General features: G+C 65.5%; 28 protein-coding genes and 1 riboswitch. Of the genes, 12 read left to right on the top strand and 16 right to left on the bottom strand.

Translation table 11 applies throughout. The annotated features are described in order from the left end of the window. On the bottom strand, positions 1-1,002 hold the full coding sequence (locus tag V6U71_RS21855; protein ID WP_411340383.1) for an esterase-like activity of phytase family protein: 1,002 nt from the start codon (positions 1,000-1,002) through the stop codon (positions 1-3). A 165-nt stretch (positions 1,003-1,167) separates the two neighbouring features. Between V6U71_RS21855 and V6U71_RS21850 the strand changes: the two genes are divergently transcribed. From V6U71_RS21850 to V6U71_RS21840, 3 genes are all read left to right on the top strand, one after another. After that, positions 1,168-1,575: a glycine zipper 2TM domain-containing protein gene (locus tag V6U71_RS21850; RefSeq protein ID WP_411340382.1), complete on the top strand. Its 408-nt coding sequence runs from the start codon at positions 1,168-1,170 to the stop codon at positions 1,573-1,575. Between the two features lie 189 nt (positions 1,576-1,764). Next, complete coding sequence (locus V6U71_RS21845; protein WP_411340381.1) at positions 1,765-2,856, top strand: Ppx/GppA family phosphatase; 1,092 nt, start codon at positions 1,765-1,767, stop codon at positions 2,854-2,856. Then, positions 2,853-3,569, top strand: a complete 717-nt coding sequence (locus V6U71_RS21840) for an RlmE family RNA methyltransferase (protein WP_411340380.1) — start codon at positions 2,853-2,855, stop codon at positions 3,567-3,569. Before V6U71_RS21845 ends, V6U71_RS21840 begins: the two co-directional genes overlap by 4 nt. A gap of 183 nt (positions 3,570-3,752) precedes the next feature. Here V6U71_RS21840 and V6U71_RS21835 read toward each other — a convergent pair whose 3' ends face one another. Further along, positions 3,753-6,341 (bottom strand): TonB-dependent receptor domain-containing protein, encoded by a 2,589-nt coding sequence (locus V6U71_RS21835; RefSeq protein ID WP_411340379.1) that lies wholly within the window; start codon positions 6,339-6,341, stop codon positions 3,753-3,755. A 126-nt stretch (positions 6,342-6,467) separates the two neighbouring features. Further along, positions 6,468-7,241 (bottom strand): Crp/Fnr family transcriptional regulator, encoded by a 774-nt coding sequence (locus tag V6U71_RS21830; protein WP_411340378.1) that lies wholly within the window; start codon positions 7,239-7,241, stop codon positions 6,468-6,470. A 165-nt stretch (positions 7,242-7,406) separates the two neighbouring features. On the opposite strand from V6U71_RS21830, the gene V6U71_RS21825 reads away from it, so the two are divergent. Both V6U71_RS21825 and V6U71_RS21820 read left to right on the top strand, forming a co-directional pair. Beyond that, positions 7,407-8,168 (top strand): histidine phosphatase family protein, encoded by a 762-nt coding sequence (locus V6U71_RS21825; RefSeq protein WP_411340377.1) that lies wholly within the window; start codon positions 7,407-7,409, stop codon positions 8,166-8,168. Beyond that, entirely contained in the window at positions 8,161-9,042 is an 882-nt protein-coding gene (locus V6U71_RS21820; protein WP_411340376.1) for an NAD(P)H-hydrate dehydratase, read from the top strand. The genes V6U71_RS21825 and V6U71_RS21820 overlap by 8 nt, the downstream gene beginning before the upstream one ends. 230 nt (positions 9,043-9,272) lie before the next feature. Here the strand turns inward: V6U71_RS21820 and V6U71_RS21815 are convergent, their stop codons facing one another. From V6U71_RS21815 to V6U71_RS21790, 6 genes are all read right to left on the bottom strand, one after another. Continuing rightward, a complete protein-coding gene (locus V6U71_RS21815) occupies positions 9,273-9,878 on the bottom strand; it encodes a DUF1989 domain-containing protein (protein ID WP_411340375.1) in 606 nt (201 codons plus the stop codon). Then, positions 9,875-10,549 carry a guanitoxin biosynthesis heme-dependent pre-guanitoxin N-hydroxylase GntA gene (gene gntA / locus V6U71_RS21810; RefSeq protein WP_411340374.1) on the bottom strand — a complete coding sequence of 225 codons (675 nt, stop codon included), beginning with the start codon at positions 10,547-10,549 and terminating at the stop codon, positions 9,875-9,877. The genes V6U71_RS21815 and gntA overlap by 4 nt, the downstream gene beginning before the upstream one ends. A 118-nt stretch (positions 10,550-10,667) precedes the next feature. Beyond that, positions 10,668-10,892, bottom strand: a complete 225-nt coding sequence (locus tag V6U71_RS21805) for a DUF6894 family protein (RefSeq protein ID WP_411340373.1) — start codon at positions 10,890-10,892, stop codon at positions 10,668-10,670. A gap of 33 nt (positions 10,893-10,925) precedes the next feature. Continuing rightward, positions 10,926-11,714 (bottom strand): Crp/Fnr family transcriptional regulator, encoded by a 789-nt coding sequence (locus tag V6U71_RS21800; protein WP_411340372.1) that lies wholly within the window; start codon positions 11,712-11,714, stop codon positions 10,926-10,928. Positions 11,715-11,755: 41 nt separating this feature from the next. Further along, a complete protein-coding gene (locus tag V6U71_RS21795; protein ID WP_411340371.1) occupies positions 11,756-11,953 on the bottom strand; it encodes a hypothetical protein in 198 nt (65 codons plus the stop codon). A gap of 216 nt (positions 11,954-12,169) precedes the next feature. Then, complete coding sequence (locus tag V6U71_RS21790; protein ID WP_411340370.1) at positions 12,170-13,060, bottom strand: LysR substrate-binding domain-containing protein; 891 nt, start codon at positions 13,058-13,060, stop codon at positions 12,170-12,172. A gap of 98 nt (positions 13,061-13,158) precedes the next feature. On the opposite strand from V6U71_RS21790, the gene V6U71_RS21785 reads away from it, so the two are divergent. The 4 genes from V6U71_RS21785 to V6U71_RS21770 are packed head-to-tail and all read left to right on the top strand — an operon-like array spanning position 13,159 to position 15,066. Continuing rightward, the gene (locus V6U71_RS21785) at positions 13,159-13,785 is read left to right on the top strand and encodes a pyridoxamine 5'-phosphate oxidase family protein (RefSeq protein WP_411340369.1); all 627 of its coding nucleotides are present in this window, start codon (positions 13,159-13,161) and stop codon (positions 13,783-13,785) included. Between the two features lie 2 nt (positions 13,786-13,787). Further along, the gene (locus tag V6U71_RS21780) at positions 13,788-14,396 is read left to right on the top strand and encodes a glutathione S-transferase family protein (RefSeq protein ID WP_411340368.1); all 609 of its coding nucleotides are present in this window, start codon (positions 13,788-13,790) and stop codon (positions 14,394-14,396) included. Then, the gene (locus tag V6U71_RS21775) at positions 14,396-14,614 is read left to right on the top strand and encodes a tautomerase family protein (protein WP_411340367.1); all 219 of its coding nucleotides are present in this window, start codon (positions 14,396-14,398) and stop codon (positions 14,612-14,614) included. The genes V6U71_RS21780 and V6U71_RS21775 overlap by 1 nt, the downstream gene beginning before the upstream one ends. Further along, the gene (locus V6U71_RS21770; protein ID WP_411340366.1) at positions 14,611-15,066 is read left to right on the top strand and encodes a DMT family transporter; all 456 of its coding nucleotides are present in this window, start codon (positions 14,611-14,613) and stop codon (positions 15,064-15,066) included. Before V6U71_RS21775 ends, V6U71_RS21770 begins: the two co-directional genes overlap by 4 nt. Here the strand turns inward: V6U71_RS21770 and V6U71_RS21765 are convergent. The 3 genes from V6U71_RS21765 to V6U71_RS21755 form a co-directional block, all read right to left on the bottom strand. Beyond that, positions 15,063-15,509 (bottom strand): DUF6265 family protein, encoded by a 447-nt coding sequence (locus tag V6U71_RS21765; RefSeq protein WP_411340365.1) that lies wholly within the window; start codon positions 15,507-15,509, stop codon positions 15,063-15,065. The genes V6U71_RS21770 and V6U71_RS21765 overlap by 4 nt on opposite strands. Beyond that, the gene (locus tag V6U71_RS21760) at positions 15,506-15,793 is read right to left on the bottom strand and encodes a hypothetical protein (protein ID WP_411340364.1); all 288 of its coding nucleotides are present in this window, start codon (positions 15,791-15,793) and stop codon (positions 15,506-15,508) included. The genes V6U71_RS21765 and V6U71_RS21760 overlap by 4 nt, the downstream gene beginning before the upstream one ends. A 162-nt stretch (positions 15,794-15,955) precedes the next feature. Continuing rightward, entirely contained in the window at positions 15,956-18,997 is a 3,042-nt protein-coding gene (locus V6U71_RS21755; protein WP_411340363.1) for a hypothetical protein, read from the bottom strand. A 176-nt stretch (positions 18,998-19,173) separates the two neighbouring features. Beyond that, a riboswitch (TPP riboswitch) is annotated at positions 19,174-19,285 on the top strand. Positions 19,286-19,329: 44 nt separating this feature from the next. Between V6U71_RS21755 and thiC the strand changes: the two genes are divergently transcribed. After that, entirely contained in the window at positions 19,330-21,222 is a 1,893-nt protein-coding gene (gene thiC, locus V6U71_RS21750) for a phosphomethylpyrimidine synthase ThiC (protein WP_411340362.1), read from the top strand. Positions 21,223-21,250: 28 nt separating this feature from the next. Here the strand turns inward: thiC and V6U71_RS21745 are convergent, their stop codons facing one another. Next, positions 21,251-23,014: an ATP-dependent nuclease gene (locus V6U71_RS21745; protein WP_411340361.1), complete on the bottom strand. Its 1,764-nt coding sequence runs from the start codon at positions 23,012-23,014 to the stop codon at positions 21,251-21,253. Positions 23,015-23,192: 178 nt separating this feature from the next. On the opposite strand from V6U71_RS21745, the gene V6U71_RS21740 reads away from it, so the two are divergent. Continuing rightward, the gene (locus tag V6U71_RS21740) at positions 23,193-23,693 is read left to right on the top strand and encodes a 2'-5' RNA ligase family protein (protein WP_411340360.1); all 501 of its coding nucleotides are present in this window, start codon (positions 23,193-23,195) and stop codon (positions 23,691-23,693) included. A gap of 163 nt (positions 23,694-23,856) precedes the next feature. On the opposite strand, the gene V6U71_RS21735 is transcribed toward V6U71_RS21740, so the two are convergent. Then, the gene (locus V6U71_RS21735; RefSeq protein WP_411340359.1) at positions 23,857-24,507 is read right to left on the bottom strand and encodes a DUF2726 domain-containing protein; all 651 of its coding nucleotides are present in this window, start codon (positions 24,505-24,507) and stop codon (positions 23,857-23,859) included. Between the two features lie 96 nt (positions 24,508-24,603). On the opposite strand from V6U71_RS21735, the gene V6U71_RS21730 reads away from it, so the two are divergent. After that, a complete protein-coding gene (locus tag V6U71_RS21730) occupies positions 24,604-24,912 on the top strand; it encodes a hypothetical protein (protein WP_411340358.1) in 309 nt (102 codons plus the stop codon). Positions 24,913-24,954: 42 nt separating this feature from the next. On the opposite strand, the gene V6U71_RS21725 is transcribed toward V6U71_RS21730, so the two are convergent. Beyond that, on the bottom strand, positions 24,955-25,710 hold the full coding sequence (locus tag V6U71_RS21725; RefSeq protein ID WP_411340357.1) for a hypothetical protein: 756 nt from the start codon (positions 25,708-25,710) through the stop codon (positions 24,955-24,957). Between the two features lie 77 nt (positions 25,711-25,787). Then, positions 25,788-26,201: a hypothetical protein gene (locus V6U71_RS21720; RefSeq protein ID WP_411340356.1), complete on the bottom strand. Its 414-nt coding sequence runs from the start codon at positions 26,199-26,201 to the stop codon at positions 25,788-25,790. Positions 26,202-26,241: the final 40 nt, after the last annotated feature.

Here is a 26,241-nt window from a genome sequence, read left to right as displayed (position 1 = left end):
TTACCGTGCGGCCTTTTTGCTGTCCGGCGTCTTGCGTGGCGGCAGGTCGACGAGTTCGAACTGCAACAGCAGGCTGCGCTGCCACAGGTTGAAATTGTCGTCGGATACCAGCCAGAGGAAGGTGCGGCCGCCTTCGACCGATACCGCCGCCCCTTCATAATTGTCGGCGAGCGGTTTCGGCACGCGGCCGATTGTCCGCGACCGCACGACCTTGCCCGCGCCGATATCGGCAGGGTCGACAAGGCCGAGAATCGTCGTGAACACCGGATCGAAGCCGAGCCGGCGGTGGACGAGCAATATGCGGCCATCGGGAAGGACTGCCGCGTCGCTGACCAGCCCTTTGCCACCCGCGTCGTAATAGAAGAGGACCGGGGCGCTTCCCGGCGCCGCCGGATCCTTGTCATAGAGGAGCGCTTCGGTGCCGCGCGGATCGTCGTCGGCATTCTCCGAGAACAGGATAGTTTGCCCGCTGGGGAGGCGCACCATCGCCTCGGGACCGGCAGTCACCGGCCAGCGCCGCAATGCCGGCGAACTGTACCGCGATTCGACTTGCGTCAGCGCGGCATCGAAACGCCAGACCTGATTGATAACCTCGAAGGATATCCACGTCTTGCCACTTTCGGGATCGACGATCATCGCTTCGGCATCGATCATCGATTTGCGGCGCGGCCTGCCTTCGGGAGTCGGCAGGCTGGCGATGGCAAGATCGCGGACGCGTCCGTCGGGGGTCAAGGTAAGCCGCGTCCAATAGCCATTATCGCCGACAAGCTGGAAGCGATCGGGGCCGATTCGCGCAATTCCCGAAAAGCCGCCGAAATGACTGTGCGGGCTGGTGAGGTGCCAGCCGCGCACGAAACGCAGCGTCCCGTTTCCGCTCGCCCGAAAATGCAGGGGATGCGCGACGACGCGTTCGGTCAGGTCGATCTCCGGGAAGCGCTGGTGGGTCCCGGGAACCGGCCCGATGGCAAGGAAGATCAGGGCGGCGGGGAGCAGGCGGCGCATCGGCGTCGACGTAGAGTGCTTGCCCGCGAAAGGGAAGCGCGGCACGCCCGCAAAGCTGAACGCCAGCCAACAGCCGCGTTCAGGCTTCGCTCAATGCGAATCACCCATAACCCCTTCATCGACCACAGCCCTGAAGGGCCCAACGACGAAAGAAGGAGAATGACGATGAAAAAGATGGTGACTCTCTCGATCGCCGCCCTGATGTCCACCGTGACGCTGGGCCTCGCCACGCCCGCCGCGGCGCAGAACGGCTATTACAACCGCGACGGCTATTCGAGCTATGACGTGCGCTATGACCGGAACGACCGCCGCTATGACCGTCGTTACGATCGCCGCGCCGACCGCCGCGACTATCGCAACGATCGTCGCTACTACAACAACCGCTACGACAACCGTCGCTATCGCAAGTGCGACAACGGCACCGGCGGCACGATCATCGGTGCGGTTGCGGGCGGCCTTGCCGGCCACGAGATCGCCGGTCGCGGCGACCGTACGGTCGGAACGATCATCGGCGGTGCCGTCGGCGCCCTCGCCGGCCGCGCCATCGACAAGGGCAATGACGGCTGCCGTTAAGGCCTGACCCGAGCTCCAATAACCTTCTTCCCTCCTTTGCCCCGTCCGGCCTGCGCCGGGCGGGGTTTTGCTTGCGCCCGCCCGAAAGGGGGCCGGACTTGCCAATAGGCGGCCGGAAGCCTAATCTCGCGCCCAAGTGCACGCCTGCGGTCTTGCAGGCGCGTGAGATTTGGACAGGTCATAATAGCCATGCGGCAAATGGCAGCGCCTTCGGGGCGATCGCCGCGGCCCGTGCCGGCGGCGAAAGGACAAAGCAAGGCAGGCGCCGAACCCCGGCCCGTGCCGATCCATCGGCCGCGCACCTATGCCGCCATCGATCTCGGTACCAACAATTGCCGGCTGCTGATCGCGCGCCCGCAGGGCGGCGAGCTGGTCGTCATCGACGCCTTTTCGCGCATCGTCCGCCTTGGCGAAGGGCTGCACGGCACCGGCAAGATCAGCCAGGCGGCGATGGACCGCACCGTCGCTGCGCTGTCGGTCTGCGCCGACAAGCTGCGCCGCCGCCACGTCACCCTGTCCCGCGCGGTTGCGACCGAAGCGTGCCGCCGCGCCAGCAATGGCGAGGAACTCGCTGAACGGGTGAAGCGCGAGACCGGCATCGCACTCGACATCATCTCGGCCGCCGAAGAGGCGAAGCTCGCGGTGCTCGGCTGCCACAATCTGATGGAGGCGGGCGACGGCCCGGCGCTGATCTTCGACATCGGCGGCGGCTCGACCGAGCTGATGCACATCGACGCGTCGGACGACGACGTCATGATCCGCGACTGGATCAGCGTCCCGTGGGGCGTCGTGTCGCTGACCGAACATTCGGTCGCTGCGGAAGACAGCCTCGCCGCACGCCAGGCCTGCTATGCACAGATGCGCGAGGTGACGCGCGAGGCGTTCGCCGCCTTCGCGGGCCGCGCCGAACGCTTCGCCGGACAGCCACTGCGCCTGCTCGGCACCAGCGGCACGGTAACGACGCTCGCGAGCGTCTTCCTCGACCTGCCGCGTTACGACCGGCGCGCGGTCGACGGGCTGGTCGTGCCCTCGGACGCGATGCGCGAGATCAGCCGCCGCCTCGCCGACGCGAGCATCGCCGACCGCTCCGAAATCGCCTGCATCGGCCGCGAGCGCGCCGATCTGGTGGTCGCGGGCTGCGCGATCCTCGAAAGCATCATCGACCTGTGGCCTGCGGCGCGCGTCGGGGTCGCCGACCGCGGCATCCGCGAGGGCATCCTCCGCACGCTGGCGCGGCAGGGGCGCGACGTTCCCGTCACCCGCCGCGAGTTTCGCAAATGAGCGGCGGCAGCGGACGCAGCGGCGGCGCCAAAGGATCGGGGGGCCGGGGCGGTCTGCATGTGCGCGTCAAGACCGCGCGCAAGCGCAGCGTGTCCTCGACGCGCTGGCTGCAACGCCAGCTCAACGACCCCTATGTCCGCCGCGCGCAGGCCGAGGGTTATCGCTCGCGCGCCGCGTACAAGCTGATCGAGCTCGACGAGAAATTCGGCTTCCTCAAAAAGGCGCGCGCCGTCGTCGACCTCGGCATCACGCCCGGCGGCTGGTCGCAGGTGACGCGCAAGACCAACCCGCGCGCCCGCGTCGCGGGCATCGACCTGCTCGCCTGCGAGCCGATCGAGGGGGTCGCGATCCTCGAGATGGACTTCATGGACGACGCCGCCCCCGATGCGCTGATCGAGGCGCTGGGCAGCGCCCCCGACCTCGTCATTTCGGACATGGCCGCGAACACCGTCGGCCATCCCCAGACCGACCATTTGCGCACTATCGGCCTCGCCGAGACCGCTGCCGACTTTGCGGTGCAGAATCTCGTCCCCGGCGGCGCCTTTGTCGCGAAGGTCTTCGCCGGCGGCGCCGACCGCGACCTCCTGACTCTGCTCAAGCGCCATTTCACGACGGTCAAGCACGCCAAGCCCCCCGCCAGCCGCAAGGGATCGCCCGAACTCTATGTCATTGCACAGGGGTTCAAGGGGCGCCTGGACGAGGCACCCGAATAGGCGGCCTACCGTCCAAGTGAAGGTCCGCTTACGGGTGGTTTCCAGACTGTCCCGTTTCCGCTCGTGCCGAGCGAAGTCGAGACACCCATCGAGGTTGTGCCCAGCCCGAGGGGCATCTCGACTTCGCTCGATGCGAACGGATAAGAGTTGGCCTAAACGGCAACAACCGGCCGGAAACAGCCCTCAGAACCCCTGCCGCAATTCGACGCCGAAGGTCCGCGGGCGGATCGTCGAGAAACGGTCCGCGCCGATCGACAGGTCGGTGTCGAGCTGCGGATGGACGTTGAACAGGTTGTTGGCGTAGAGCCTGACCGTCGTATTGTCGCGGCTCAGCGACGCGAAGGCGTTGACCACCTGATAGCTTTTCCGTTCGAGGATCGGGTTCGGGATATAGTCGACCTCGCCGCCCGGGAAGGTGATCGGCACCTCGGTATCGAACGTATAGGGCGCCTTGCCCTGATACTGATATTCGCCGCGGACATCGAGTTCCCACAGCCCCGACAATTCGGTCCGGTAACCGGCATAGGCGGTCGCCATCCACTTCGGCACGTCGGGCAGCGCGTCGCCCTTCTTTGCCGAGGTACCCGGAACGGCTTCGGTGATCTTGCTGCTGGTATAGGCAGCGGTCCCGCCGATCTGGAACCCGCGGAGCGGTTCGACGCGCGCCTCGAGTTCGAAGCCCTTCACCTCGGCGCTGCCGACATTGTCGGTGAAGCCGAAGCCGCAGCTCGGCAGCCCGATCGCCTGCTGGATCTCCTTCCATTCGGTGTAATAGGCCGAAGCGTTGAGCATCACCTTGCCGCCGCCGAACATGTTCTTGGTCCCGGCTTCATAGGTCCACAGATTGTCCGATCCGAAGCTGTCGGGCGCGTTTTCGATGCCGAGATTATCGAGATCGGTGCGGCAGAGATCGGGGTCGATCCGGTCGCGATTGATCCCGCCGGGGCGGAAGCCCTTGGCGGCCGAGGCGTAGAGGAGATTGTCGCGCGTCACCTTGTACGACAGGCCGAATTTGGGGTTGATCCCGTCTTCCTTGTTGCGGCGGTCGGGGATGGCGTTCGGGCCGCCCGCGAACACGCCGTCGGTGCGCGCGTTGACGAGCTGTTCGACCTTGAACACGCGCACCCCGGCGGTGACGTCGAAGCCGTCGAACAGCGCATAGCTTGCCTCGCCGAAGCCGGCATATTGCTTCGTGTTGGTGAAGATATTGCCGTAATAGGCAAGATCGGTACCGAAGAAGGCGCTCATCCCCGGGGTGTTGACCGCCTGGATCAGCCGGTCGTCCTGGCTCGAATAATAACCGCCGATCACCCATTGGAACGGCGAATCATTGTCCGACGCCAGCCGCACTTCCTGGCTGAACGTCTTGGTGAAGCTGTCGGACACATTGGTGCTGGTGAACGGATATAGCGCCGGGATCAGCCCGCCGATGTAAAAGCTGTAGTCGCGGACGTAGCGGAAGGTGCGGTCGAAATAGGCGGTGAGCGAGGTCGCCTTCACCCCGCCCAGCTCCTTTTCGACGCTGAGGCTGTAGATGCCGGCACGGTCGTAATTGGGCTGGGCGATGCGATAGGAGCCCGACCGGTCGGGGCGGCCGATGAACATGTCGCCGGTGTCGCCCTGCTTGTAATCCTGATAGAAAAGCTGCGGCCGGATCGTCCAGCTCTCGTCGGGGCGCCATTCGAACGACAATCGCCCGACATAGGTGTCGCCATAGTTGCGGTTCTTCTTCGTCCGGTTCGACAGGCTGTCCTGCACCACCGGCGTATAATCGGGGAAGGGCGTGCTCGACCGCAACAGGACGCGGATATCGCCCGGCCGGTTGTCGACGAAACCGCCGTCATGGCGGTAATAGAAGCCCGCGCGCACCGCGAGCTTGTCCTCGACGATCGGCGCATTGACCACGACTTCGCCATTGTACGACGGCCCGCCGCCGTCGGTGATCGCGGCACCGATCGCGGTATCGACGCTGAACCGCGTCGGATCGGGACGTGCGCTGACATATTTGATCGCGCCGCCCATCGCGCTGCCGCCATAGAGCGTACCCTGCGGCCCCTTCAGCACCTCGACGCGCTCCATGTCGAAGAACATCGGGTCATAGGCGCCGCTGAAGGTGGTCGAAACCGTCACCAGCGAGATATCGTCGAGATAGATGCCGACCGTCGGCGAGGAGGCATAGGTCGACAGGCCGCGGATGCTGTAGCGCGACAGCCCGCGTTCGGTGCCGTAATTGGCGAGCCCCGGAACGCTGCGCAGCACGTCCTTGATGTCCGCCGCCCCGCGATCGCGCAGCGCGTCGGCGGTCACCGCGGTCAGCGACACCGGGACATCCTGAATGCGCTCGTTTGACTTGCGCGCCGTGACGACGATTTCGCCGTCGTCGGCGCCGGCCATGGCCGCGTCCGCGCCCCGGTTCGGCGCCTGATAGGCGGCGCCCGGCTTGCGCGGGGCGGGGCGGATGACGAGCACGCCCGAACGCCCCCAGCTCGGCTCAAGACCCGAGCCGGCGAGCAGCCGCGCCACGCCGTCGCGCACCGAGAAAGTGCCGTTAAGCGCCGGCGCCCGCTTGCCCTGCAACGCCGCGCTGTCGAAGCCGATCTGCTGCCCCGAGGTCCGCGCCAACGCGCGGAGGCTGGCCTTCATATCCTGCGCCGGAATGGCGAAGCGATAGGTCCGATCTTCCGCCTGCGCCTGTGCGGGCACGGCGAGCGCCGCCGCGGCCAATGCACTCGTCGCGATCGAAGCATGAAGGGCTAGTCTGAACAGTCGCATGAAATATCGTCCCCCTTGGCGCCCGCTTTGCCGGGCTATCGAAAGGGAAGGACGCACGACAGCGACCGGGGGACATCTGGCCGGGCAAGAAATCTTGCAGGACGATGACGAACGGCGGCCGTCCGCTCAGTCGCGCCCGATGCCACCGAACAATGCGACCGCCCGGTCGACCGCCAGCTCGGTCTCGTCGAGATGGAGATAATTGGCGTTGAACGCCGCGATATCCGCCAGCTCGGCGAAGTCGGGAATGAACAGCCGGAGGTTGCGCAGTTCGACCGAACAGCGCCGCCGCAATTCCTGCACCGTGCGGTTGACGTGCACCTGCGTCAGCCCCGTCGCCTCGGCGAGCTGCCACTGGGTGAGCAGGAAATCGCATTCGCCGCCGCCCGCCGCCGGGATACCCTGCTGCCGCGCGAAGATTTCGCACATTAGCTGCGCGACGCGCTCGATCGCATTGCGCTGACCGATGTTGATCGTCCATTCGCGCTGGATCGCCGCGGTGACGATCTCGCCCCAGCACAGCAACTGCGCGAGGTTCGGGCATTGCCGGAGCAGCGAAGCCGCCTCCTGACGGCCGATTTCGGCGACGGTCAGCCGCCGGACGGCCGCCAGCGAATGGTCGGTACGCGCCACCGTGAACAGGTCGAGATCGCAGGCCTGGCCGGGCAGGACGAGCGCGAGGATCTGGCGGCGGCCGTCGGGTAGTTGCTTGTATTTCTGCGCCCAGCCCGACAGCACAACGCGCAGCGCCGCCGGACGCTCGCCTTCGCGCGCGATGTCGGTGCCCTTGGCATGGTCGCGCGCGTTGCGCGCCAGGCTGGCTTCCCAGACCATCCGTTCGGCGGGGCTGAGCAGTCGATTGAGAATGCGGCCGAATGTCACGCTGTACGCCCCCGTCATAGGCGCGTGATGTGCGGTATGTGACAGACTCACATTCACACAGGTTAAGTTTGCGGCGGAGGCGAATCTTTTTGCCGGGCGCTGGCGGCCGCAGATCGACCATCGATCCGCAACCGCGACGCGGTCGCTGCGTTCCCTTCCTATGACACAGACCGGAACATCGCGATGACACCTCGCTGGCCCTCGGTGCTGTGGGTCGTTCGCCACGGCCAGAGCGCGGGCAATGTCGCGCGCGACGCCGCCGACGCCGCCGGCGACCTGCGCATCGCGCTCGATCACCGCGACGTCGATGTCCCGCTGTCGGGGCTCGGCGAAGAGCAATCGCGCGCACTCGGCGAATGGTTCGCCGCCGGCGAGGAAGACGGGCGCCCCGAAATCATGCTCGCCTCGCCCTATCTCCGCGCAATCCAGACCGCGGAGATTTTCCGCGCCGCCGGCGGTTGCGAGCCCGACGAGAAAATCTGCATCGACGAACGCCTGCGCGAGAAGGAATTCGGCATTCTCGACGGCCTCACCCGGCTCGGTATCGAGGCGGCGCATCCCGAACAGGCCGAATTTCGCGCGACGCTCGGCAAATTCTATCATCGCCCGCCGGGCGGCGAGAGCTGGTGCGACGTCATCCTGCGGCTGCGCTCGCTGCTCGACACGGTGTCGCTGCATTATGGCGGCCGCCGCGTGATGATCGTCGCGCACCAGGTTGTCGTCCTGTGCCTGCGCACGATCATCGAAAATCTCGGCGAGCGCGAGATCCTCGGCATCGACAAAAAGGGCGATGTCGCCAATTGCGCGATCACCGAATATCGCTTCGATCCAAAGATCGGTCGCGACGGCAACCTTGTCCTGTCGCGCTACAATGTGACGGCGCCGATGGCGGGCGAGGTTCCGGTCACTCGCGAACCCGATGCGATGGTCGCCGCGCGTGGCTGAGCCCGTCCCGCTCGACACCGCCTGGCTCAAGGCGAACCCGCTTCCCGATCACCACGACAATGTCGACAAGAACGGCCGCGGGCGGGTGCTCGTCATCGGCGGCTGCCGCCGCGTGCCCGGCGGCATGCTGCTCACTGCCGAGGCGGCATTCCGCGCCGGCGCCGGCAAGGTGACGATCGCCACCATCGCCTCCGCCGCGATCGCCATCGGCGTCGCCTTTCCGGCGTGTGCAGTCGTCGCGCTGCCCGAAACGCCGGGCGGCGAGATCGCGCCCGAAAGCGCCGAGTTGCTGCTTGCGGAAATCGCCAACCACGATGCGATCGTCTTCGGACCGGCGATGATCGACGAGGATGGCGTCCGGGCGCTGCTCGCCGCGCTGCTCCCCGCGCTGCCCGACGACATGTTCCTGCTGCTCGACGCCTTCGCGCTTCGCGCCGCGACCGACCATGCCGATGCCATCGCCGCCCGCGGCCGGCATACGGTGCTCACTCCGCACGAGGGCGAACTCGCGGCGCTGCTCGGCACCGAAAGGGACGAGGTCGCGCGCGACCCGCTGGCGGCGCTCGCCCGCGCCGCCGAAACCTATCGCACCGCCGTCATGGTCAAGGGCGCGACGAGCCACCTGATGGCCGAGGACACCTGTCTCTCTTATGCCGGCGGCGGCCTCGGCCTTGCAGTCAGCGGGTCGGGCGACGTGCTCGCGGGGCTGATCGCCGGGCTCGGCGCGCAGGGGCTCTCGCCGCTGCACGCCAGCGCGTGGGGCATATGGCTGCATGGCGAAGCCGGGCGGCGGCTGGCCGAAACCGTCGGGCCGATCGGCTATCTCGCCCGCGAACTGCTGCCGCTCGTGCCGGGGCTGATGCGCGGCGTCTGACCCGTGCTGGCGCGACGCGTTCCCGATTGGCAAAAAGGCCCCGCCTTGCGGCGGAGCCTTTCCGGCCTCTGATGCATATGGCTACGCGATCGGGAGGCGAGCCCAACAGTGTCCTTCCGCGGTTGGTGACGGAAGGTCAGGTAGTGCGCCGGATGTTATCGGCGCCCGGACCGGCGTCAACACGGCAAACCGCACCCGAGCGGGCTTTTTTTGCGGATATATGATCTGGATCATGATTCGGCGCCGGGCGCTTCGCGCTCGATCGCATAGTGGATCGGCTTGAAGGCGCCGCCGCAGCTATCATAGGCCGAACAGGCGGTCAGCCCGACCACCAGATCGGCCAGCGCGCGCAGGCGGATGAAATCGCCCGCCCGCGTCGCGGGGGCGATCACGCGAAGCTTGCCCTCGCCATCGACCGGCACGTTCATGAAGATGTTGAACGCGACCGGGATCGCGTCGGGCCCGATCCCGAACGGCGCCAGCGCTTCGGCGAGATTGCCGAAGCAGCCACGGTGAACCGGCTTGTCGGGGTAGAAGTGCCGGAAGGTCGCCTCGCTGCACGGCGTCAGCAGGAAATCGTGCGTCCCCGCGCTGTCCTCGACGATCTCGAGCATCGGCTGCGACCGGTTCGACCACAGCCGGTTCCCCGTCGTGAGCCGGATCGTCTCTTCATAATCGAAAGTCCGCCCGTTCGACAGCGCCTCGCCGACATCGGCCGCCATGAAGGCGAGCATGTCGCTGACCTGCCCGCCTTCGGGATCGATGACGCGCAGCACCTCGCCGGTGCGCAGGGGAAATGCGACCCCGCTGCGCGGCGGAATGACGCGGGCCGTCATGCCGATCGCGGATCGCGAAAGGGCGGCGTCCAGCCGGGACCAACCGCACGGCCGCTATATTGCGCCGCCTCGCTCACCTCGCCGTGGCGCGCGAGCATCGGATTGACGCTTCCCGCCAGTTCGGCGTCGCGCGCCAGAATGCGTTCGCGCATCCGCTCGTAGCGCCCATCGGTGCGCAACCGTTCGAACTGGTCATGCAGGTTGAAGACGAGCGCCGGGCGGGCAAAGCGGCGCGCCGGGCGCGAGGCGCGCGGGTGCAGGCCGACGACGAAATAGGCCTCGCCGGCGAAGCTCAACGAGAAATGGGGATTGCCCGGGTCCGAGCAGACGCGCGGATCATAGTCCATCCCCTTCCACGCATCCTTTTCGGCGAGCGACTGGAGCCGGTCCCACAGCGCCGCCTCGAACTGTTTCTCGTCGAGATCGTCCGGCCCCTCGAAAATGACGACAAGGCTGCGAAATCCGTCGGGATCGTGGCGATAGGCGTCCGCCCAGTCGATCAGCGCGCGGTGGATCGCAAGGTCGTTCCAACCACTCGTCAGGTCGCGTGCCGCGATCACCCGGATTCCGCCATTCGCGAGCGCCGATTTGGCGCCGAGACAGGGGAAATCGCGGTCGGCAATGAATTCCGCAAAGCAGGCAGAAGGATTGTCGGTCTTTGGGTCAGGCATGTCGAACGAACGAATGGCGCATGCGTTGGCTCCCCGCAGCCGCCCGGCCGACGCCGGCATTTGCGGGAAACTTAACCCAGATTGCCAAGATTCCCAAGAGAGGCGCGCGGCGACCCGCCTAGTCTTCGATCACCACCCGCACCGCAAAACAATGGCCGCCGGCCGCGTCCACGACATCGATGCGAAAACCATTGTCCTGCATCACCATGTCGGGATCGTCGCTGAGCAGGCTGCCGCCATAGCGGATCGCCTCGCGCCGCGCCGCGCCGATGTCGGGAAGCTCCATACCGGCATCGTCGATATGCGGCGATCCGTTCGACGTATTGAAGAAATATTGCGGCATCGGAAAACTCCCGGCCCGTATGAGGCTATTCGGTCAAACCCCCGAGATATTGTTTCGATGCAGGTAAGCCGACGAGAAATTGGATATTTTTGCCAGTTCCGACAGGTTGAGGATCGTCAGCGAGCGCGACGGACGGCCGATGGCGCCCATTTTTTCGAGCTGGCGGACCATGCGGTTGATATGCACCGGGGTGAGCCCGAGCAGGTCGGCGAGCTGTTCCTGCGTCAACGGTATTTCGAAATATTCGCTCGTCTCGCTCGCGATGTCGCTCACCCGGTCGTGCAACTCGCACAGCAGGTGCGCGAGCCGTGCCAGCGCGTTGCGGCGGCCGATGTTGAGCAGCCATTCGCGGCCGATCGATGCCTCGACGAGGATATCGATCAATATCGCGCGCGCCACCGCCGGGCGTGCGATCGTCAGTTGCTCCATCGCCGCCAGCGGCAACAGCGCCATTTCGACATTGGTCAGCATGCGGATGTCGTGATCGGCCTTGTGCAGATAGAGCGACTGCAGGTCGAGCGCATCGCCGGGCAGCTTGAGCGCCACAATCTGGCGCCCGCCGTCCGAGGCGACCTTCTGGCGATAGGCGAAGCCGCTCAGCAGGACCGGGCAGATTTCGGCCTGATCGCCCTCGCGCAGGATCGATTCGCCCGGCTGCAGGCGCCTGACCTTGTGCGGCAGCGCGGCGATCGCCTGCTGGTCGGCGGTCGAAAGCGGGCTGTGGCTGAGCAATTTCCTGATCAGGATGCTGAGCGGACCGAGCTCCATCCGGGTGCGATGATGGTCCATCCACTGGGACAGACGCGTAACATCACTCGACATATCATCCTCGCGATGGCCCTACAGACGGCGAAGGACGACATTCAACCGAGCGGGTGCAGTTTCCAGACATTCGCTTCGGTCTTGGTCATCCGGGCAAGCAATCTCTCGCCTTCCCAGAGCGTAACGTTCACGCCCTGATTTTCGTTGCGCGCGATCTGGAACGCATGGTCAGGGCCTTCGGCGTGGAAGTCTATGCGCCGCGGTTCGGCTTCGTCGATCAAGAGATGGAAAGCACGCACGGCGATACTCCTCGACTGTCGCGAGCAAGCGCTACCTGGCTCTTGGCGTGGGACGATCGGCTGGCCGTATGCAACGAGGGACTGCGGCATTAAGCCGGAACCACGAAAAGCCGATCTGGGTGGAACCGCAGTCGTCGACCCTGTCTATACCATGTTTCGCGGCGGCGCGCTAACATGGATCATGTTTACGGGTTCGCGCCCGCGGCGCGGCCCCGCTCAAACCAGCCCCGCCATCCGCGCCCGCGCCTTCATCGCCGCGACGAACAGCCGCACCGCAGGCAGGGCGGCGCGCGACGGTTCGAACAGCAGGTGGACCGGCAATGCCGGCGGCTGCTCGCCGGACAGCAGCGAAATCAGCCGCCCAGCGGCAAGCGCATCGGCGAGCTGGTAGCTCAGCAGATTGGCGATCCCCAGCCCCGCCTCGGCCGCCGCGAGTGCGGCGTCGACGGTGCTCAGCACCAGCCGCGGCCGCGGTTCGAGCCGCCAGCGGCCGCTGGCGAACTGCCACTCGTTCACCGCGCGCGGTCCCATCGTGCCGATCAGATCATGGTCGGCGAGCTCGGCGAGCCGCGCGGGTGCGCCGCGCCGCGCCAGATAGGCGGGACTCGCCGCGAGCATCTGGCGCACCGCGCCGATCCGCACCGCCTTCAGGCTCGAATCGGCGAGCGGCCCGATCCGCACCGCGACGTCGATCCCCTCCTCGACGATGCGGACATTGCGGTCGATCAGCATCATCCGCACGCCGAGATCGCGGTGCTGTTCGAGCAGCGCGCGTACCACCGGCAGCACATGGAGCCGCCCGAAGGTCGCCGGCGCGGTCAGGTAGAGCTGCCCGCGCGGGTCGGCCTGCGCCCCGCGCACCTCGCGTTCGGCCCCCGCGAGGTCGGCAAGGATGCGCCGCGCCTCGCCAAGGAACGCCGCGCCGGCATCGGTGAGCGCCACCGCGCGCGTCGAGCGATGGAACAGGCTGGTCCCCAACCGCGCTTCGAGCGCCGCGATCCCGCGCGTCACCGCCGGCGGCGAACTGCCGAGCTTGCGCGCCGCGGCAGCGAAGCCGCCTTCGCCCGCGACCGCGACGAACATCTCGAGCGTAAGCAGCCGGTCCACCGATTATTCCATTTTGTGAAATAGAGTTGTTCATTTTTCACAGATTATCGCGCCAAACGCAACGACCTACATCGGTCGTGAAGGAAGGAAATCCCGCGATGGCCCGCAACTATCTCCACACCATCTTCACCGACGCGGCGCGCGCGATGCAGGAACAGCAGGGGTCGCGCGCTGCCTATGCGCGGATGGAACTCGGTGCCGACGGCACGCCCGATCCGATCGGGCCGCGCGAAGCGGAATTCATCGCAGCGCGCGACAGCTTCTATATGGCGAGCGTCACCGCCGACGGCTGGCCCTATATGCAGCATCGCGGCGGCCCCGCCGGTTTCCTCCGCCATATCGAGGGCAATCGCATCGGTTTCGCCGACTATCGCGGCAACCGCCAATATATCAGCGCCGCCAATCTCGCGGGCGACGACCGCGTGTCGCTGTTTCTCATGGACTACCCCAACCGCGCACGGCTGAAACTGCTCGGCAATGCGCGTACCGTCGAACTCGCCGACGATCCCGCGCTCGTCACCTCGCTGATGCCGGCCGGCTATCAGGCGACGCCCGAGCGCGCCTTCCTCATCGACGTGATCGGCTGGGAATGGAATTGCTCGCAGCATATCACGCCGCGTTTCACCGAGGACCAGATTTCCGCCGCGGTGCGCCCAATGGCGGCCGAACTCAACCAGTTGCGCGCCGAAGTCACGGCGCTGCGCGCCCAGCTATCAGGAGAATGACGATGATCCGCCTTTACGGCTCGCCCTTGTCGGGGAACACGCACAAGGTCCGCATGGCGCTCGCCTTTCTCGGCGTGCCGTGGGACGAAATCGGTACCGACGCGGCGGCGCGCCAGTCCGACACCTTCGCCGCGCTCACCCCGATGCGGCAGATACCGCTGTTCGTCGACGGCGATCTCATGCTCCGCGACAGCCAGGCCATCCTCGCCTGCCTCGCCGCGCGGCATCGCCCCGGCGACTGGGACGGCGAAACCCCCGAGGAACGGGGCGCAATCCATGTCTGGCTGTCGCACGCCGCCAACGAGATCGCGAACGGCCCCGCGACCCTCCGCCTCCAGCGCAAGTTCGGTGCCGCGATCGCCGAAGACCATGCCGCCGCCGTCACGGCGCGCATCCTGCCGGTGGTCGAGGCGCATCTCGAACGCCGCGACTGGCTCGCCGGCGGGCGGCTGACGATCGCCGACCTTGCGGCAAGCCCCTATCTGGCGCTTATGGGCGACGCGGGGATCGATATCGCAGCTTGGCCGGCGATCGGCGACTGGACGCGCCGGATTGCCGCGCTGCCGGACTTTCCGGCGATGCCGGGGTGGCCCGCCAAAGGAGCTATATGATGCCATATGTGAATATCAGGATCACCCGCGAGGGGGCGACCGCCGAACAGAAGCGCGAGCTGATCGCGGGAGTCACCGACCTCCTTCAGCGCACGCTCGGCAAGAATCCGGCGACCACGGTCGTCACGATCGACGAGATCGAGCTCGAAAACTGGGGCATCGGCGGCTTGCCCGTCCTCGACTATCGCGCCCAGGCAGCGGGGAAAGCCAGGCCATGACCAGCAGCAACGCCCCCGCCTTCGCGACGATCATGCTGCTCACCGGGGTCGGCATCCCGATCCTTGCGGCGCTCAACGGCGGGCTCGGCGGGCGGCTCGGCAGCCCGATGGCGGCGTCGGTGATCCTTTTCGGTCTCGCGCTGCTGATCGCGGGCACCGGCGCGCTCGTCACCGGATCGCTCGGCGACATCCGTTTTTCCGGCGACATCCCGTGGATATTCTATTTCGGCGGGCTGTTCGTCGCCTTCTACGTCATCGCGGTGACCTTCATCGCGCCGCGTTTCGGGGTCGGCAACGCGATCTTCTTTGTCCTCGTCGGCCAGATCGCGAGTGCGGCGGTGATCGACCATTTCGGTCTGTTCGGCGCCGCGCAGTTCCCGGTCGATACCAAGCGCATCGCCGGGATCGCGCTGATGGTCGCCGGCGTCTGGCTCGCGCGGCGGACGGGTTAGCGGCGGCTGTAGCTCCAGCTCCGCGCCTTCGTCCCGTCGATCGCCGAGATGGTCGCGGTCAGCGTGTCGCCGCTCAGCACATAGCGGATGCGCTGCGGATAATCGTGCGCGGCATTTTCGAAGGTCGCGCTCGCCGCATCATGCGCCGCCAGCCGGAACGCCACCGGCGCCCCGCCGCCCGGCTGCGCGATATAGGCCGGGGCGCCGTCGACGACGGCGATCCGCAGGAACTCGAATTCGCGAAGCGCCTCGCCGCGCCCCGACCGGCTGTGGCCGATCATCGTCCCGCCGCGCGGGGCCGTCCAGCTTTCCTCGGTCCAGCGTCCGTCGACGTCGCTCACCCACTCGCCCGCCAGCCAAGCCAGATCGTCGACGCTGACAGCCGGGGGCGTCGCGGCGAGCAGCAGCGTCGCGAGAGCAGCGGCCGCCCATCGCCGCCTCATCGCGCCGCCTCGTCCGCTTCGGCCAGCCGCGCCTTGTGATAGCGCGTGCGCCGGACGATGACCGCAATCCAGATAAGCCAGCCGCCGACCAGCGCGGTCCAGCCCCATGTCTCGGTGCGCAGCGGCCCGAGCATCCACGGCCCGCCGCTCTGCGGCCAGACGAACAGCGCGAACGCGATCACGACAAGGACAAAGCCCGCGAGCCGCGACCAGCGCGCCACGCCGCGCAACTCGCGGCGATAGGCGATATATTGTTCCCGGTCGCTGAGGTCGGGCGTGGCCATGCCGCAGTCTCGCACAAAATCCCGGCGCGGCCAAGCAAGGCGGTCAGCGACCGCGTGCGGCCGGTTGTTGCCGTTGTGATCCCAAAGCGACCATCCCCGACGGGCTTTCCACAACAAAAAGGCGGCGGACCACATGGCCCGCCCCCTTTCTCGTCACCGGCATCAGAAGCCGATCGTCACCCCGGCGCGCGCCGCGGTCTTGCCGCGGCGGTTAAAGCCCGACGCAACGCCGGCGTTGAGCGCGACATGCGGGCTGAGCAGCACGCCCATCTGGATCGACCCCGCCTGCGCGCCGTCGTAAGTGGCGACGTTCGCGGTGAGGTTGAACTTCATGTCGGGCAGGAAGGCGTTGCCCGACAGCGCCGACGCAACCGCGGTCGAGCTCGAGATACGGTCGTCGAGGATCGCGATCTGCGAATCGATCTGGTCGAGCCGCGTCGACACCGCGTCGATCCGCTGCGACAGCGCATTGTCGGCGGCGATGCGCGCCGACATTTCGTTCGACAGCCCGGTGGTCAGCGCGGTGACCGACGCCTCCTGCACCGCAAGCCGCTGCGAGATCTGCAGATTGGCCTGCTGGCGCGCCGCGGTTTCGGCGCTGATCGCGGCGCCGAGTTCGACCCCCATCGTCTGCCGCGCCGCGACTTCGCTATCGAGCTGGCCCTTGTTCACCGCGTCGGTCGCCGCCGTCCCCGCAGCGACATTGACGAGACGCCGTTCGGCCCCCGCCGCGCCGACCGAGACGGTGTTCGCCTCCGCCGCCACCGAACCGCTGCCGAGCGCGACGCTGTTCGCGCCGCTCGCCGAGGCGCCGCCGCCGAGCGCGACATTGCCTGCGCCCGCCGCCGTCGCGCCATCGCCCAGCGCAATCGCCGAAGCGCCGCTCGCGGTGCTGGCATTGCCCAGCGCCACCGCACCGGTGCCGGTCGCCGTGTTGTTCGCCCCGATCGCCACCGCACCGGTACCGGTCGCGATATTCGGATCGCCGATCGCCACCGCACCATTGCCGGTCGCCCGGTTGTCGAGCCCGAACGACACCGCGCCCTCGCCCTCGGCCACCGTGCCCGAACCGCCCGCAATCGCGCCATTGCCCGTCGCGCTCGGCGCCGCGCCGCCATCGTTGTTGCCGACGACATTGCCCGTCTGTGCGATCACCTCGTCGACCCGCGCGAGCGCAAGGTCCGCCGTGGCGTTCGCCTGGTTCGCCGTCGAGATCGCGGTTGCCGCATCGGCGAGCGCGGTGTCGGCGGTCGCCTGCGCCGCATCGGCCGAAGCCTGCGCCGTCGCGGCATTAGCGATAGCGGTGTCGGCGGTGCCTTGCGCCGAAGCCGCCGCCGATTGCGCGGTGGCGGCATTCGCCAGCGCCTCGCCCGCCGTCGCCTGCGCATCGTTCGCGGCCGCCAGCGCCGCGCCGGCATCGCCCTGCGCCGACGTCACCGCCGCGAGCGCGGCATCGGCGGTCGACTGCGCCGTGGCGGCGTTGGCGAGTGCGGTATCGGCGACCCCCTGCGCAGTTGCCGCATTGGCCAGCGCGGTGTTCGCCGTCGTCCCGACGGCGTTCAGCTGGTCGAGGTTGACCGCGTCGGTGCCCTCGGTTCCCGCCGCCACACTGACGATCTGACGCTCGCTGCCTGTCGCGCCTACGGAAACGCTGTTGGCCCTGGTCGCCTGTGATCCGTTCCCCAGCGCCACGCTGTTGTCGCCCGTGACATTGGCGCGATATCCTACCGCGACCGCAGCATTGCCCGTGACATTTGCTTCGCCGCCGACCGCAACCGAAGCGCTTGAAAAAGCCACGGCATCCGTACCGAGCGCGGTCGAAAAATCATTCTCGGCGCGACTTCCTGCACCCACGGCGACCTGGCCCAGTGATCCGCTGAGGCCCGATGATCCGGCAATGGCATTGTGCCCGATCGCCGTCGATCGACGATCGCGTGCGATGGCTTCCCCGCCGATCGCCGTGGCATAATTATTGTCCGCTCGCGCGAACGCTCCGAACGACGCGGCGCGATATCCGTTCGTATAGGCCTCCCGGCCGAATGCGGAGGAATCGTCCGACAAGGATTGTGCGTGATAGCCAATTACGGTTGCCCCCTGGCTCTCGGCGCGAGCCTGTTCGCCGCCCGCCGTAGAATATTGACCATTTGCCTGGGCGCCCGGCTCTGTCCCGCTCACGGCGAAATATTCGTTCTCGCCGTCAAGCGCCGCATTGAGCTGCGCCAGATTCACCGCGTCGGTGTCGTTCACCCCCGCCGCGATATGGGTGATCCGCCGTTCGCCACCGACATAACCGACCGAAATCACATTATCCTCGCCGGTGGTCGAAAAACTTCCCAATGCGACCGAATTATAGTGACCGGCCCGCGCCTCATATCCAAGCGCCATGGACAAGCCGCCGCTCGCCCCCGCACTGTCCCCCAGAGCGACGGCGAGTTCGCCGCTGCTACCGGCTTCGCGCCCGATCGCAATGCCGCTCGAATTCGATGCGGTGGCGTTGAGCCCGATTGCCAGCGCATTCATCTCGGTCGCTTCCGCACCGACACCGAGAGCGAGTGCATAATCGCTCGTCGCGCGCGCCGCGTCGCCAAGCGCGACGCTCCCTGCCCCATTGCTGTACGCACTGCTGCCGATCGCGACGCCGTGCATAAACAGCGCGGAAGCACCGCTGCCGATCGCAATCGTATTGACGTCGCTCGCGACGGTCTGCGGAAAGCCCGACGCAGCGCTACCGATCGCGATTGCGTTCGAACCGGCAGAAGCGCGCTGGCCGATCGCCACCGATTGTTCATAGGCAGAAGCGCTGGCGCCCATTGCCACCGCTCCTTCGCCGTTCGCTGCGGAGCCTGCGCCGACCGCCACGGCAAAATCGGTTTCGGCGGTCGCATTGGCGCCCACCGCGACGCCCGAGACCTGTGCCCGGACCCGCGCATTATAGCCGACCGCCGTGTTCAAATCGCCGGGTGCGCTCGCGCTGCCGCCGATCGCGGTGTTGTTGGTGCCCGTCGCATCGGCGCCCACCCCGCACGCCAGCGTGCTGCCGCTGCCATCCGATACCGCCCCGCCGTCGGTGTCGGCGGCATCGACCACCCCGTCGTCATTGGTATCGAGCAGGCATTCAGCCGCCCCCGCCGATCCCGAAAATCCCGCCACCAAAGCGGCAGCACAAAGCGAGCCGCGAAGCGCGGCGCGAATAGTCAGCTTCATAAATAAAATGCCCCCAAAACAAGCAGCTATGATTCGCCGCTGCTTGGGAATTCGGAAATGCCGAAGTCGTCGTCAACTATAAAATGGTCCGCAATCACAGGCTTAGTCGAACTGATTCTTCGCACGTCCGCGGCATCGCTTCCGCGCTCGACAGCCCGCGCCCCGCCGCCTATAACGCCCCATCCCCGGGGAGCCTGTCGTGCAAGAGCAGGTTGAGAGCGGAATAGACCGCGACCCGTTGAACCTGATCCGGGTAATACCGGCGGAGGGAGGGTCGGCGTTCCGCGAAACCGGACTCCCATTCTCGCTCCGAACAACTGGAGCGACTGCACATGGCCGACATCGATTCCCGCCTCGACAAGACGCAAGCCGAACCTATCGGTGTCACCACCGGGCCCATTCGCGGCAGCCGCAAGGTGCACATCGCCAGCCCCACCGGCAGCGGCATCCGCGTCGCGATGCGCGAGATCGATCTCGACCCGCACAGCGGCGAGCCCAGCGTCCGCGTCTATGACACCAGCGGGCCTTATACGGACCCCAATGCGAAGATCGACATCGCCGCCGGCCTCCCCGAACTCCGCGCCAGCTGGATCCGCGCCCGCGGTGACGTCGAGGACGTGACCCAGCGCGAGGTGCGCCCCGAGGACAACGGCCAGCTCGGCCCCGACCGCAGCGGCGGCGTCCCCGCCTTCCCCAACGTCCGCAAGACGGTCCTCCGCGCCAAGCCCGGCGCGAACGTCAGCCAGATGCACTATGCCCGCCGCGGCATCATCACGCCCGAGATGGAATATGTCGCGACGCGCGAGAATCTCGGCCGCGAACGCCTCGCCGAATATGTCCGCGACGGACAGGACTGGGGCGCCAGCATCCCCGATTACGTCACCCCCGAGTTCGTCCGCGAGGAGGTTGCGCGCGGCCGCGCGATCATCCCGAACAACATCAACCACCCCGAAAGCGAGCCGATGGCGATCGGCCGCAACTTCCTGGTCAAGATCAACGCCAATATCGGCAACAGCGCGGTCGCATCGGACGTCGCGTCCGAAGTCGACAAGATGGTCTGGTCGATCCGCTGGGGCGCCGACACCGTCATGGACCTGTCGACCGGCCGCAACATCCACGACACGCGCGAATGGATCCTCCGCAACTCGCCCGTCCCGATCGGCACCGTCCCCATCTATCAGGCGCTGGAGAAAGTGGGGGGCATCGCCGAGGAGCTCTCCTGGGAAATCTTCCGCGACACGCTGATCGAGCAGGCCGAGCAGGGCGTCGACTATTTCACCATCCATGCGGGCGTGCGCCTGCCTTACGTTCCCCTCGCCGCCAAGCGCGTCACCGGCATCGTCAGCCGCGGCGGCAGCATCATGGCGAAATGGTGCCTCGCGCATCACAAGGAATCGTTCCTCTACGAACGCTTCGACGAGATTACCGAGATCATGAAGGCCTATGACATCGCCTACAGCCTCGGCGACGGCCTCCGCCCCGGCAGCATCGCCGACGCCAACGACGAGGCGCAGTTCGCCGAGCTCTACACGCTCGGCGAGCTCACCAAGCGCGCCTGGGCGCAGGATGTGCAGGTGATGATCGAGGGGCCGGGCCACGTCCCGATGCACAAGATCAAGGAGAATATGGACAAGCAGCTCGAAGCGTGCGGCGAGGCGCCCTTCTACACGCTCGGGCCGCTCACCACCGACATCGCGCCGGGTTACGACCATATTACCAGCGGCATCGGCGCCGCGATGATCGGCTGGTACGGCACCGCGATGCTTTGCTACGTCACCCCCAAGGAGCATCTCGGCCTGCCCGACCGCGACGATGTGAAGGTCGGCGTCGTCACCTACAAGCTCGCCGCGCACGCCGCCGACCTCGCCAAGGGCCACCCCGCGGCGCAAGTCCGCGACGACGCGCTATCGAAAGCGCGCTTCGAATTCCGCTGGCGCGACCAGTTCAACCTGTCGCTCGACCCCGACACCGCCGAGCAGTACCACGACCAGACGCTCCCCGCCGAGGGCGCCAAGTCGGCGCATTTCTGCAGCATGTGCGGCCCCAAATTCTGCTCGATGAAGATCAGCCAGGAAGTCCGCGAGTTCGCCAAGCTGCAAAATCAGGACAGCGCCGGCTTCATCGCCGCCGAAGAGGCCGAAAAGGGCATGGCGAAAATGAGCGAGGTTTATGAGGAAACCGGGCGCGAGCTGTATATGGGCGCTGGTGGTAGGGAGCATGATTAAAGACGATAGCTCGCAGATTGTTCCGCCATCATCCGACAAATTCCTCTATTTGTCGGATGATGGATTTTATTTCTGCCGGAATCTCTTGATTGGTTAGCGCATCTATAATTCCCGTCGCGGTTACGCTAACTTTATAATTTTCCTGAAATACCGTATTCAAAGCACTCAAAGCATCTTTTCCAGGAAGTAAGCAGATACGCGACTGCTCATCTTCCCACTGCTTATCGAGCCACTCATAAGCTTGCTGAGTTATAGCTTCTTCATGCGCAAGCGGGTTTATACTCTTCTGAAATTTCCTATACAGCGTAAGATGTTGCCCCGCGATATAGCTCTTTTGATCGCTAGAGAACTTTAACAAAATTTCTGTTGCGCTATGTGAATATTCGACCATTTCACCTGTTCGTGTCGCACGGTCCGCTATCCGCTTCGCGACAGCTCGGTCAATTGCTGACGGCACGAGAAGGAAATTCTCAATTTCTTTGCGTTTGTGTATATGCGTGAAGGCGCTGAAATCTTTGCATTGCGCCTTGATTGCGGAACATTCGGCATCAGAACGATAGTCTCTGTCTAACATTATCGCGGCAGAAACCGACAGCCCAAGCGTAAGCTCCATTCCCGCTTTCAAGTTTTTCGCCCGTTCCGGATTGAAACCTTCAATTGGAACAACCGCAAAAGATGATCTATTGGCGACCGAGAGCGAATCCATTTTCCTTGCAAATTTGGATATCACTTGAAAGTCTTTACCCTCAACAAATATCGCCTTTTTTGTTTTACCAAGCTGTGTCAGTATAGGATTTACGTTACTACCTAGAGATTGAAAAACTGCCTCCAGTTGTGAAGAATTCTTGATCCTGTTTGATTTAATTTTTGACTTATTAACTACTACTATCTCATCCGCCTCCGCTTCGGTTATTATTTCTGTTGAATGCGTAGCGATAAGTACATCTGGACCGAGAGAGCGCAACATTCCGACCAATTGCCTCTGAAGGTCCGAATGAAGATAAATATCTGGTTCATCTATCAAGAAAATACTTGAGCTGCGTGACTGAATTACGTGCGTAAGCATTTGAGCCCATACTTGGAACCCAAACCCTGACCAGAATATCTCCCGCGGTATGCGCCCTTCTGGACAGAACATGTTAATTCTTGCGCGCTCATAGGATGTATCGATTTCAGGCCGCTGGATATCCATGCCCGGCCACGTTGAGCGGATTGCGTCTCGGAATTCGTCAAAATGCTCGGGGTAATGATGCCATATGTTCCGAAAGTTCCTAGCAGCTTGGTAATTGAAAAGCGCGCGCCTTGCCGCTTCCTTTTCATAAAGGCGCTCATGATGATCGACTGGGCCTAATATCGGGACAAATCCGATCGGACAGTCAAAGTGATTTCTAAATTGTGATGGGGACTCGCAAGTCGCGCCATTTGCATCTGGTATCAAATAGCAAACTTCTCTCTCCGGAAAATACAGACTTAGACTTTTCCCATCGGACAAGTGGAACTTTACAGTAGCCGGTTCATCGTCGATGTAATTGTAAAAAACATTTTCGCTAGCCACTGAAATGTCGGACATGTCAACGGCATGCGCCATCACTGTCCCACGCGATGTATGCACTAGCGTTGCTCGTTTGGATTCCGCTCGTCGAAAAGCTGCCGACAAGATTCTAAATGCAGAAAGGATGGTTGATTTTCCAGCATTATTCGGACCAACGAGAATGTTGAATTGCCGAAGATTGAGAGAGAATTTTTTGAACGCTTTGAATCGCTCGAACTCAACTCGCACGTAGTGCTGCATACGGTCATCCCCCAGCGCACTAGTATTCTTCGAAGAATGGGCCGTGTCAACGAAGCGCATTGACGACTGCGGTGACAGTAATGGCTCCATCCAGAGCCAAAGAGCGAGCGCCGGTCGCCCCCATTGCCCACACCATGCTACACTCCCACCCATGCGCGCCCGGAACCCCCTCTACGTCATGGCCAAGCCACCGCCGGAGGTGCAGGCGGCGATCGCCGCGCTGCCGCGCAACGATCCCGGGCGCGGCCCCGACCTGCTCCATGTCACGCTCATCTCGCTCTATGACCTGCACTATGCGCCGCCCGAGTGGCTGCCCGCGACCATCGCCGCGCTCGACGGCTTCGCCGCGGCGCCCTTTCCGCTCCGTTTCGACCGGATCGAGAACCGCAAGGCGGTGACCTTGCGCACGCGCGAGCCGCTGGCCGAGGCGCGGGCGTTCCAGAAGGCGCTGGTCGACCATCTGCTCGCGCGAAAAGCGCCGATCATGGACGGCACCACCCCCGAACCGCACATCACGATCAACTATCGCGGCGACCGGCAGGGGTCGCAGACCTTCGGCGCGCTGAAACTGCCGCCGATCGGCTGGACGGTCGACGAGATCATCCTGACCGAAAGCATCGTCGGCAAGACCACCCATGTCGAACATGGCCGCTGGCGGCTGTGCGGGGATGCGGGTTGAGGGGATTGCCTCAGCCCCCTCCGTCATTCCGGGCTTGACCCGGGACCCGCCTTCCTTGCCACATCCGAAGACAAGGCAGGCCCCGGATCAAGTCAAACGAGCCACGTGTCTCGTTAGAGGGTGACGATTAGGATTTGGGTCGCTTTTCGATTGCGACTACCGTTTACCCGGCGCCCGAACCCCGCCCCACCAGCTTGCGCACCATCGCGCGCACTTCGGCGGGCGTATCGCCGCTGACCACTTCGACATAGCCGATCCCGGCGCGGCGCAGCGCTTCGCGTTTCACCGCATCGCGCGCGGCGGTGTTGTCGCTCTGGTGGTGGCCCTTTCCCTGCATCTCGACCGCGTGGAGCGGGCGGCAGTCGGCATCGACGATCAGCAGGTCGACACGCTTCGAATTGACCGCAAGGAAGGCCGCCTCGTTCGGGCTCGCCAGTATCTCGCCCAGCGACACCTGCCCCATCGCCCGCCAGCCAGGGCTTTCATCGGCGAGCGCCTTGTCGAGCACCGATAGCAGGCGCCGTTCGCCCTGATTGAGCAGCGGCCGCGCCGTGAAGCTGGCCTCCATCACGACGCGAAGCTGCTCGGCGGCGGTCGCGATCGGGTCCAGCCGCTTGGGCGGCACCGGATCGGCCTGCGCTCCGAAAGCGGGGCGATAGACCTTCCCCTTGCGCGCCTGCCAGCGGCGGCGACGCTCGGCCTTGTTCCAATTCTCGCCAACCCGTTCGGCAACGATCCCGCACAGCGCGCCAACCGCCAGCACCGTCGCCAGCAAGAACGGCTTGTCGATCAGCGCTTGAATCTCCGGCGGCATGGGCATGGAATAGAACAGCGCCGATGTTCAAAAGCAAGATGGCGGCGTCGCGCCGATCCCGTTGCCAATCCCGGCCCCGGCGCATATCCTCCGCCCATGTCGCACCCCTCGAACATCGTCCATTGCACCGGCCCGACCGACCCGCACGCGCTCGACGGCATTTCGCGGCGCCAACGCAGCGGCAATCTCGACAAGCTGTGTCCGCTGTGCAGCGGTTACGGCCAGTGGAACACGCAGATCGACCTCGTCAGCCACCGTTCGATCCGCCACGCCTGCCCCAAATGCGACGGGCGCGGGTGGATCGAGACCGGCGACGACATGGTCCCCTCGCACGATATCGAACGCAGCGAGGCGGGGCATCCGGTGTGGACGGTGCGGCTCGACCCGTCCGACGACCGCGAATGACCGCGGCGCGCGCTCCCGTTTCGCGGGGCCCGGCGCCCTTGCTCAGCCCGCCGCCAGCCCCAGCGCGCCGCGCACCCACGCCGGCCACCAGTCGCTGAGATAGGCGGCGCTCGCGCCCGCGAACGCCAGCGCATAGACGGCGGCGCCCCAGATCAGCACCCGATGCACCCGCCCGCGCGTCGCGCGATCGTAGAGCGCCGCGGCCGCGATCAGCGCGATCGTCCCCGCCCAGTTGCCGAGCAAGACACCCCAAAAGCCATCGCCCAGCATCAACCCGATCCCCTCCCCCCACCAGCGCCCGAACGCCGCCGACAGGATCACCGCGGTCGCGAGCAGCACCAGCCGTTTGTGCGCTGCCGCATCGCCGCGCCATACGAACGCCAGCGTCGCGGTGCCCGCGAACAGGACCATCGACGTCAGCGGCAGGGCAAAGAAGCGCGCATTGTCCGGGTCGCGCGGGGCATAGAAGCGCTGGCTGTGGATTTCGGCGGCGATCGCCGACACCGTCATCACCGGCACCAACACCAGCAGGCTCAGCCCGAGCAACCGGTGCAGGTCGTGCCGCCGCGCGCCGATCAGCAGCGCCTGTACGGTCAGAATCGTCATCCAGGCGAAAAAAGCCCAGACATGGATTTCGAGCATCGCGGGCGCGGGATAGTCGGCGGTGCCGCCGAAGCGTTTCGCGATGTGCGGCGCAAAGCCCATCGCAACGCCGAGCCACGACATGGCGATAAAGGCCGGAAAGAACAGCCGGTCGCCGCGATGCCGCGCCGCGAACCCCGATCGCGTGCCGATCATAAATCCCCCTCGCCGACCCGGTGGGCACCGCACCACGAGGGCGCCGCGCGGTCAAACGAAAACGCCCGCGGTCCGGCCTAGGGTCCGCCGCGGCCTTCCGCCGGCCGCCACCGCCAGATCAGCAACAGCAGCGCGGTCAGGATGAAGATCGCATAGCCCGACAGCATCCACGCGTTGACATACCATTGCTCGCCCCAACTGAACTCGCCGCCCATGATCTTCGCCCAGCCGCGAAAGTGCTGCGCGGCGGCGACCGAAAGGCCGAACAGCGCGAAGATCGCCGACAGATAGCGCACCAGCCAGTGCGCCGGGTTGGGCAGCATCAGCAGCACGCCCAGCGCGCCGATCATCGTCCGCTGCACGCGGCAATAGGGGCAGTGATAGACAAGGTCGGTCAGGTCGACCGTCCACGTCAAAACCGCCAGCAGGATCGCCGCCGCCCCCACCGCGCGGCGATGCCGCAACAACCTGTCCGGCAAATCGTCGATCATCATGCCCTCCCCCTTTGCCCCGACATCCCCCGGTGGCCCG

Source organism: Sphingopyxis sp. J-6 (assembly GCF_046603995.1).
Classification (GTDB): domain Bacteria; phylum Pseudomonadota; class Alphaproteobacteria; order Sphingomonadales; family Sphingomonadaceae; genus Sphingopyxis.
This window is presented reverse-complemented; position numbering and strand designations above follow the sequence as displayed.

Excerpts from the sequence above, each read along its gene's own strand:
- V6U71_RS21775 (WP_411340367.1), top strand. The coding sequence starts at position 14,396 with ATGCCATATGTGAATATCAGGATCACCCGCGAGGGGGCGACCGCCGAA.
- V6U71_RS21765 (WP_411340365.1), bottom strand. The coding sequence starts at position 15,509 with ATGAGGCGGCGATGGGCGGCCGCTGCTCTCGCGACGCTGCTGCTCGCC.
- V6U71_RS21720 (WP_411340356.1), bottom strand. The coding sequence starts at position 26,201 with ATGATCGACGATTTGCCGGACAGGTTGTTGCGGCATCGCCGCGCGGTG.
- V6U71_RS21855 (WP_411340383.1), bottom strand. The coding sequence starts at position 1,002 with ATGCGCCGCCTGCTCCCCGCCGCCCTGATCTTCCTTGCCATCGGGCCG.
- V6U71_RS21850 (WP_411340382.1), top strand. The coding sequence starts at position 1,168 with ATGAAAAAGATGGTGACTCTCTCGATCGCCGCCCTGATGTCCACCGTG.
- V6U71_RS21740 (WP_411340360.1), top strand. The coding sequence starts at position 23,193 with ATGGCCAAGCCACCGCCGGAGGTGCAGGCGGCGATCGCCGCGCTGCCG.
- V6U71_RS21805 (WP_411340373.1), bottom strand. The coding sequence starts at position 10,892 with ATGCCGCAATATTTCTTCAATACGTCGAACGGATCGCCGCATATCGAC.
- V6U71_RS21845 (WP_411340381.1), top strand. The coding sequence starts at position 1,765 with ATGCGGCAAATGGCAGCGCCTTCGGGGCGATCGCCGCGGCCCGTGCCG.
- V6U71_RS21815 (WP_411340375.1), bottom strand. The coding sequence starts at position 9,878 with ATGACGGCCCGCGTCATTCCGCCGCGCAGCGGGGTCGCATTTCCCCTG.
- V6U71_RS21755 (WP_411340363.1), bottom strand. The coding sequence starts at position 18,997 with ATGAAGCTGACTATTCGCGCCGCGCTTCGCGGCTCGCTTTGTGCTGCC.
- V6U71_RS21825 (WP_411340377.1), top strand. The coding sequence starts at position 7,407 with ATGACACCTCGCTGGCCCTCGGTGCTGTGGGTCGTTCGCCACGGCCAG.
- V6U71_RS21800 (WP_411340372.1), bottom strand. The coding sequence starts at position 11,714 with ATGTCGAGTGATGTTACGCGTCTGTCCCAGTGGATGGACCATCATCGC.
- V6U71_RS21840 (WP_411340380.1), top strand. The coding sequence starts at position 2,853 with ATGAGCGGCGGCAGCGGACGCAGCGGCGGCGCCAAAGGATCGGGGGGC.
- gntA (WP_411340374.1), bottom strand. The coding sequence starts at position 10,549 with ATGCCTGACCCAAAGACCGACAATCCTTCTGCCTGCTTTGCGGAATTC.
- V6U71_RS21745 (WP_411340361.1), bottom strand. The coding sequence starts at position 23,014 with ATGCAGCACTACGTGCGAGTTGAGTTCGAGCGATTCAAAGCGTTCAAA.
- thiC (WP_411340362.1), top strand. The coding sequence starts at position 19,330 with ATGGCCGACATCGATTCCCGCCTCGACAAGACGCAAGCCGAACCTATC.
- V6U71_RS21770 (WP_411340366.1), top strand. The coding sequence starts at position 14,611 with ATGACCAGCAGCAACGCCCCCGCCTTCGCGACGATCATGCTGCTCACC.
- V6U71_RS21780 (WP_411340368.1), top strand. The coding sequence starts at position 13,788 with ATGATCCGCCTTTACGGCTCGCCCTTGTCGGGGAACACGCACAAGGTC.
- V6U71_RS21830 (WP_411340378.1), bottom strand. The coding sequence starts at position 7,241 with ATGACGGGGGCGTACAGCGTGACATTCGGCCGCATTCTCAATCGACTG.
- V6U71_RS21725 (WP_411340357.1), bottom strand. The coding sequence starts at position 25,710 with ATGATCGGCACGCGATCGGGGTTCGCGGCGCGGCATCGCGGCGACCGG.
- V6U71_RS21835 (WP_411340379.1), bottom strand. The coding sequence starts at position 6,341 with ATGCGACTGTTCAGACTAGCCCTTCATGCTTCGATCGCGACGAGTGCA.
- V6U71_RS21735 (WP_411340359.1), bottom strand. The coding sequence starts at position 24,507 with ATGCCGCCGGAGATTCAAGCGCTGATCGACAAGCCGTTCTTGCTGGCG.
- V6U71_RS21730 (WP_411340358.1), top strand. The coding sequence starts at position 24,604 with ATGTCGCACCCCTCGAACATCGTCCATTGCACCGGCCCGACCGACCCG.
- V6U71_RS21760 (WP_411340364.1), bottom strand. The coding sequence starts at position 15,793 with ATGGCCACGCCCGACCTCAGCGACCGGGAACAATATATCGCCTATCGC.
- V6U71_RS21785 (WP_411340369.1), top strand. The coding sequence starts at position 13,159 with ATGGCCCGCAACTATCTCCACACCATCTTCACCGACGCGGCGCGCGCG.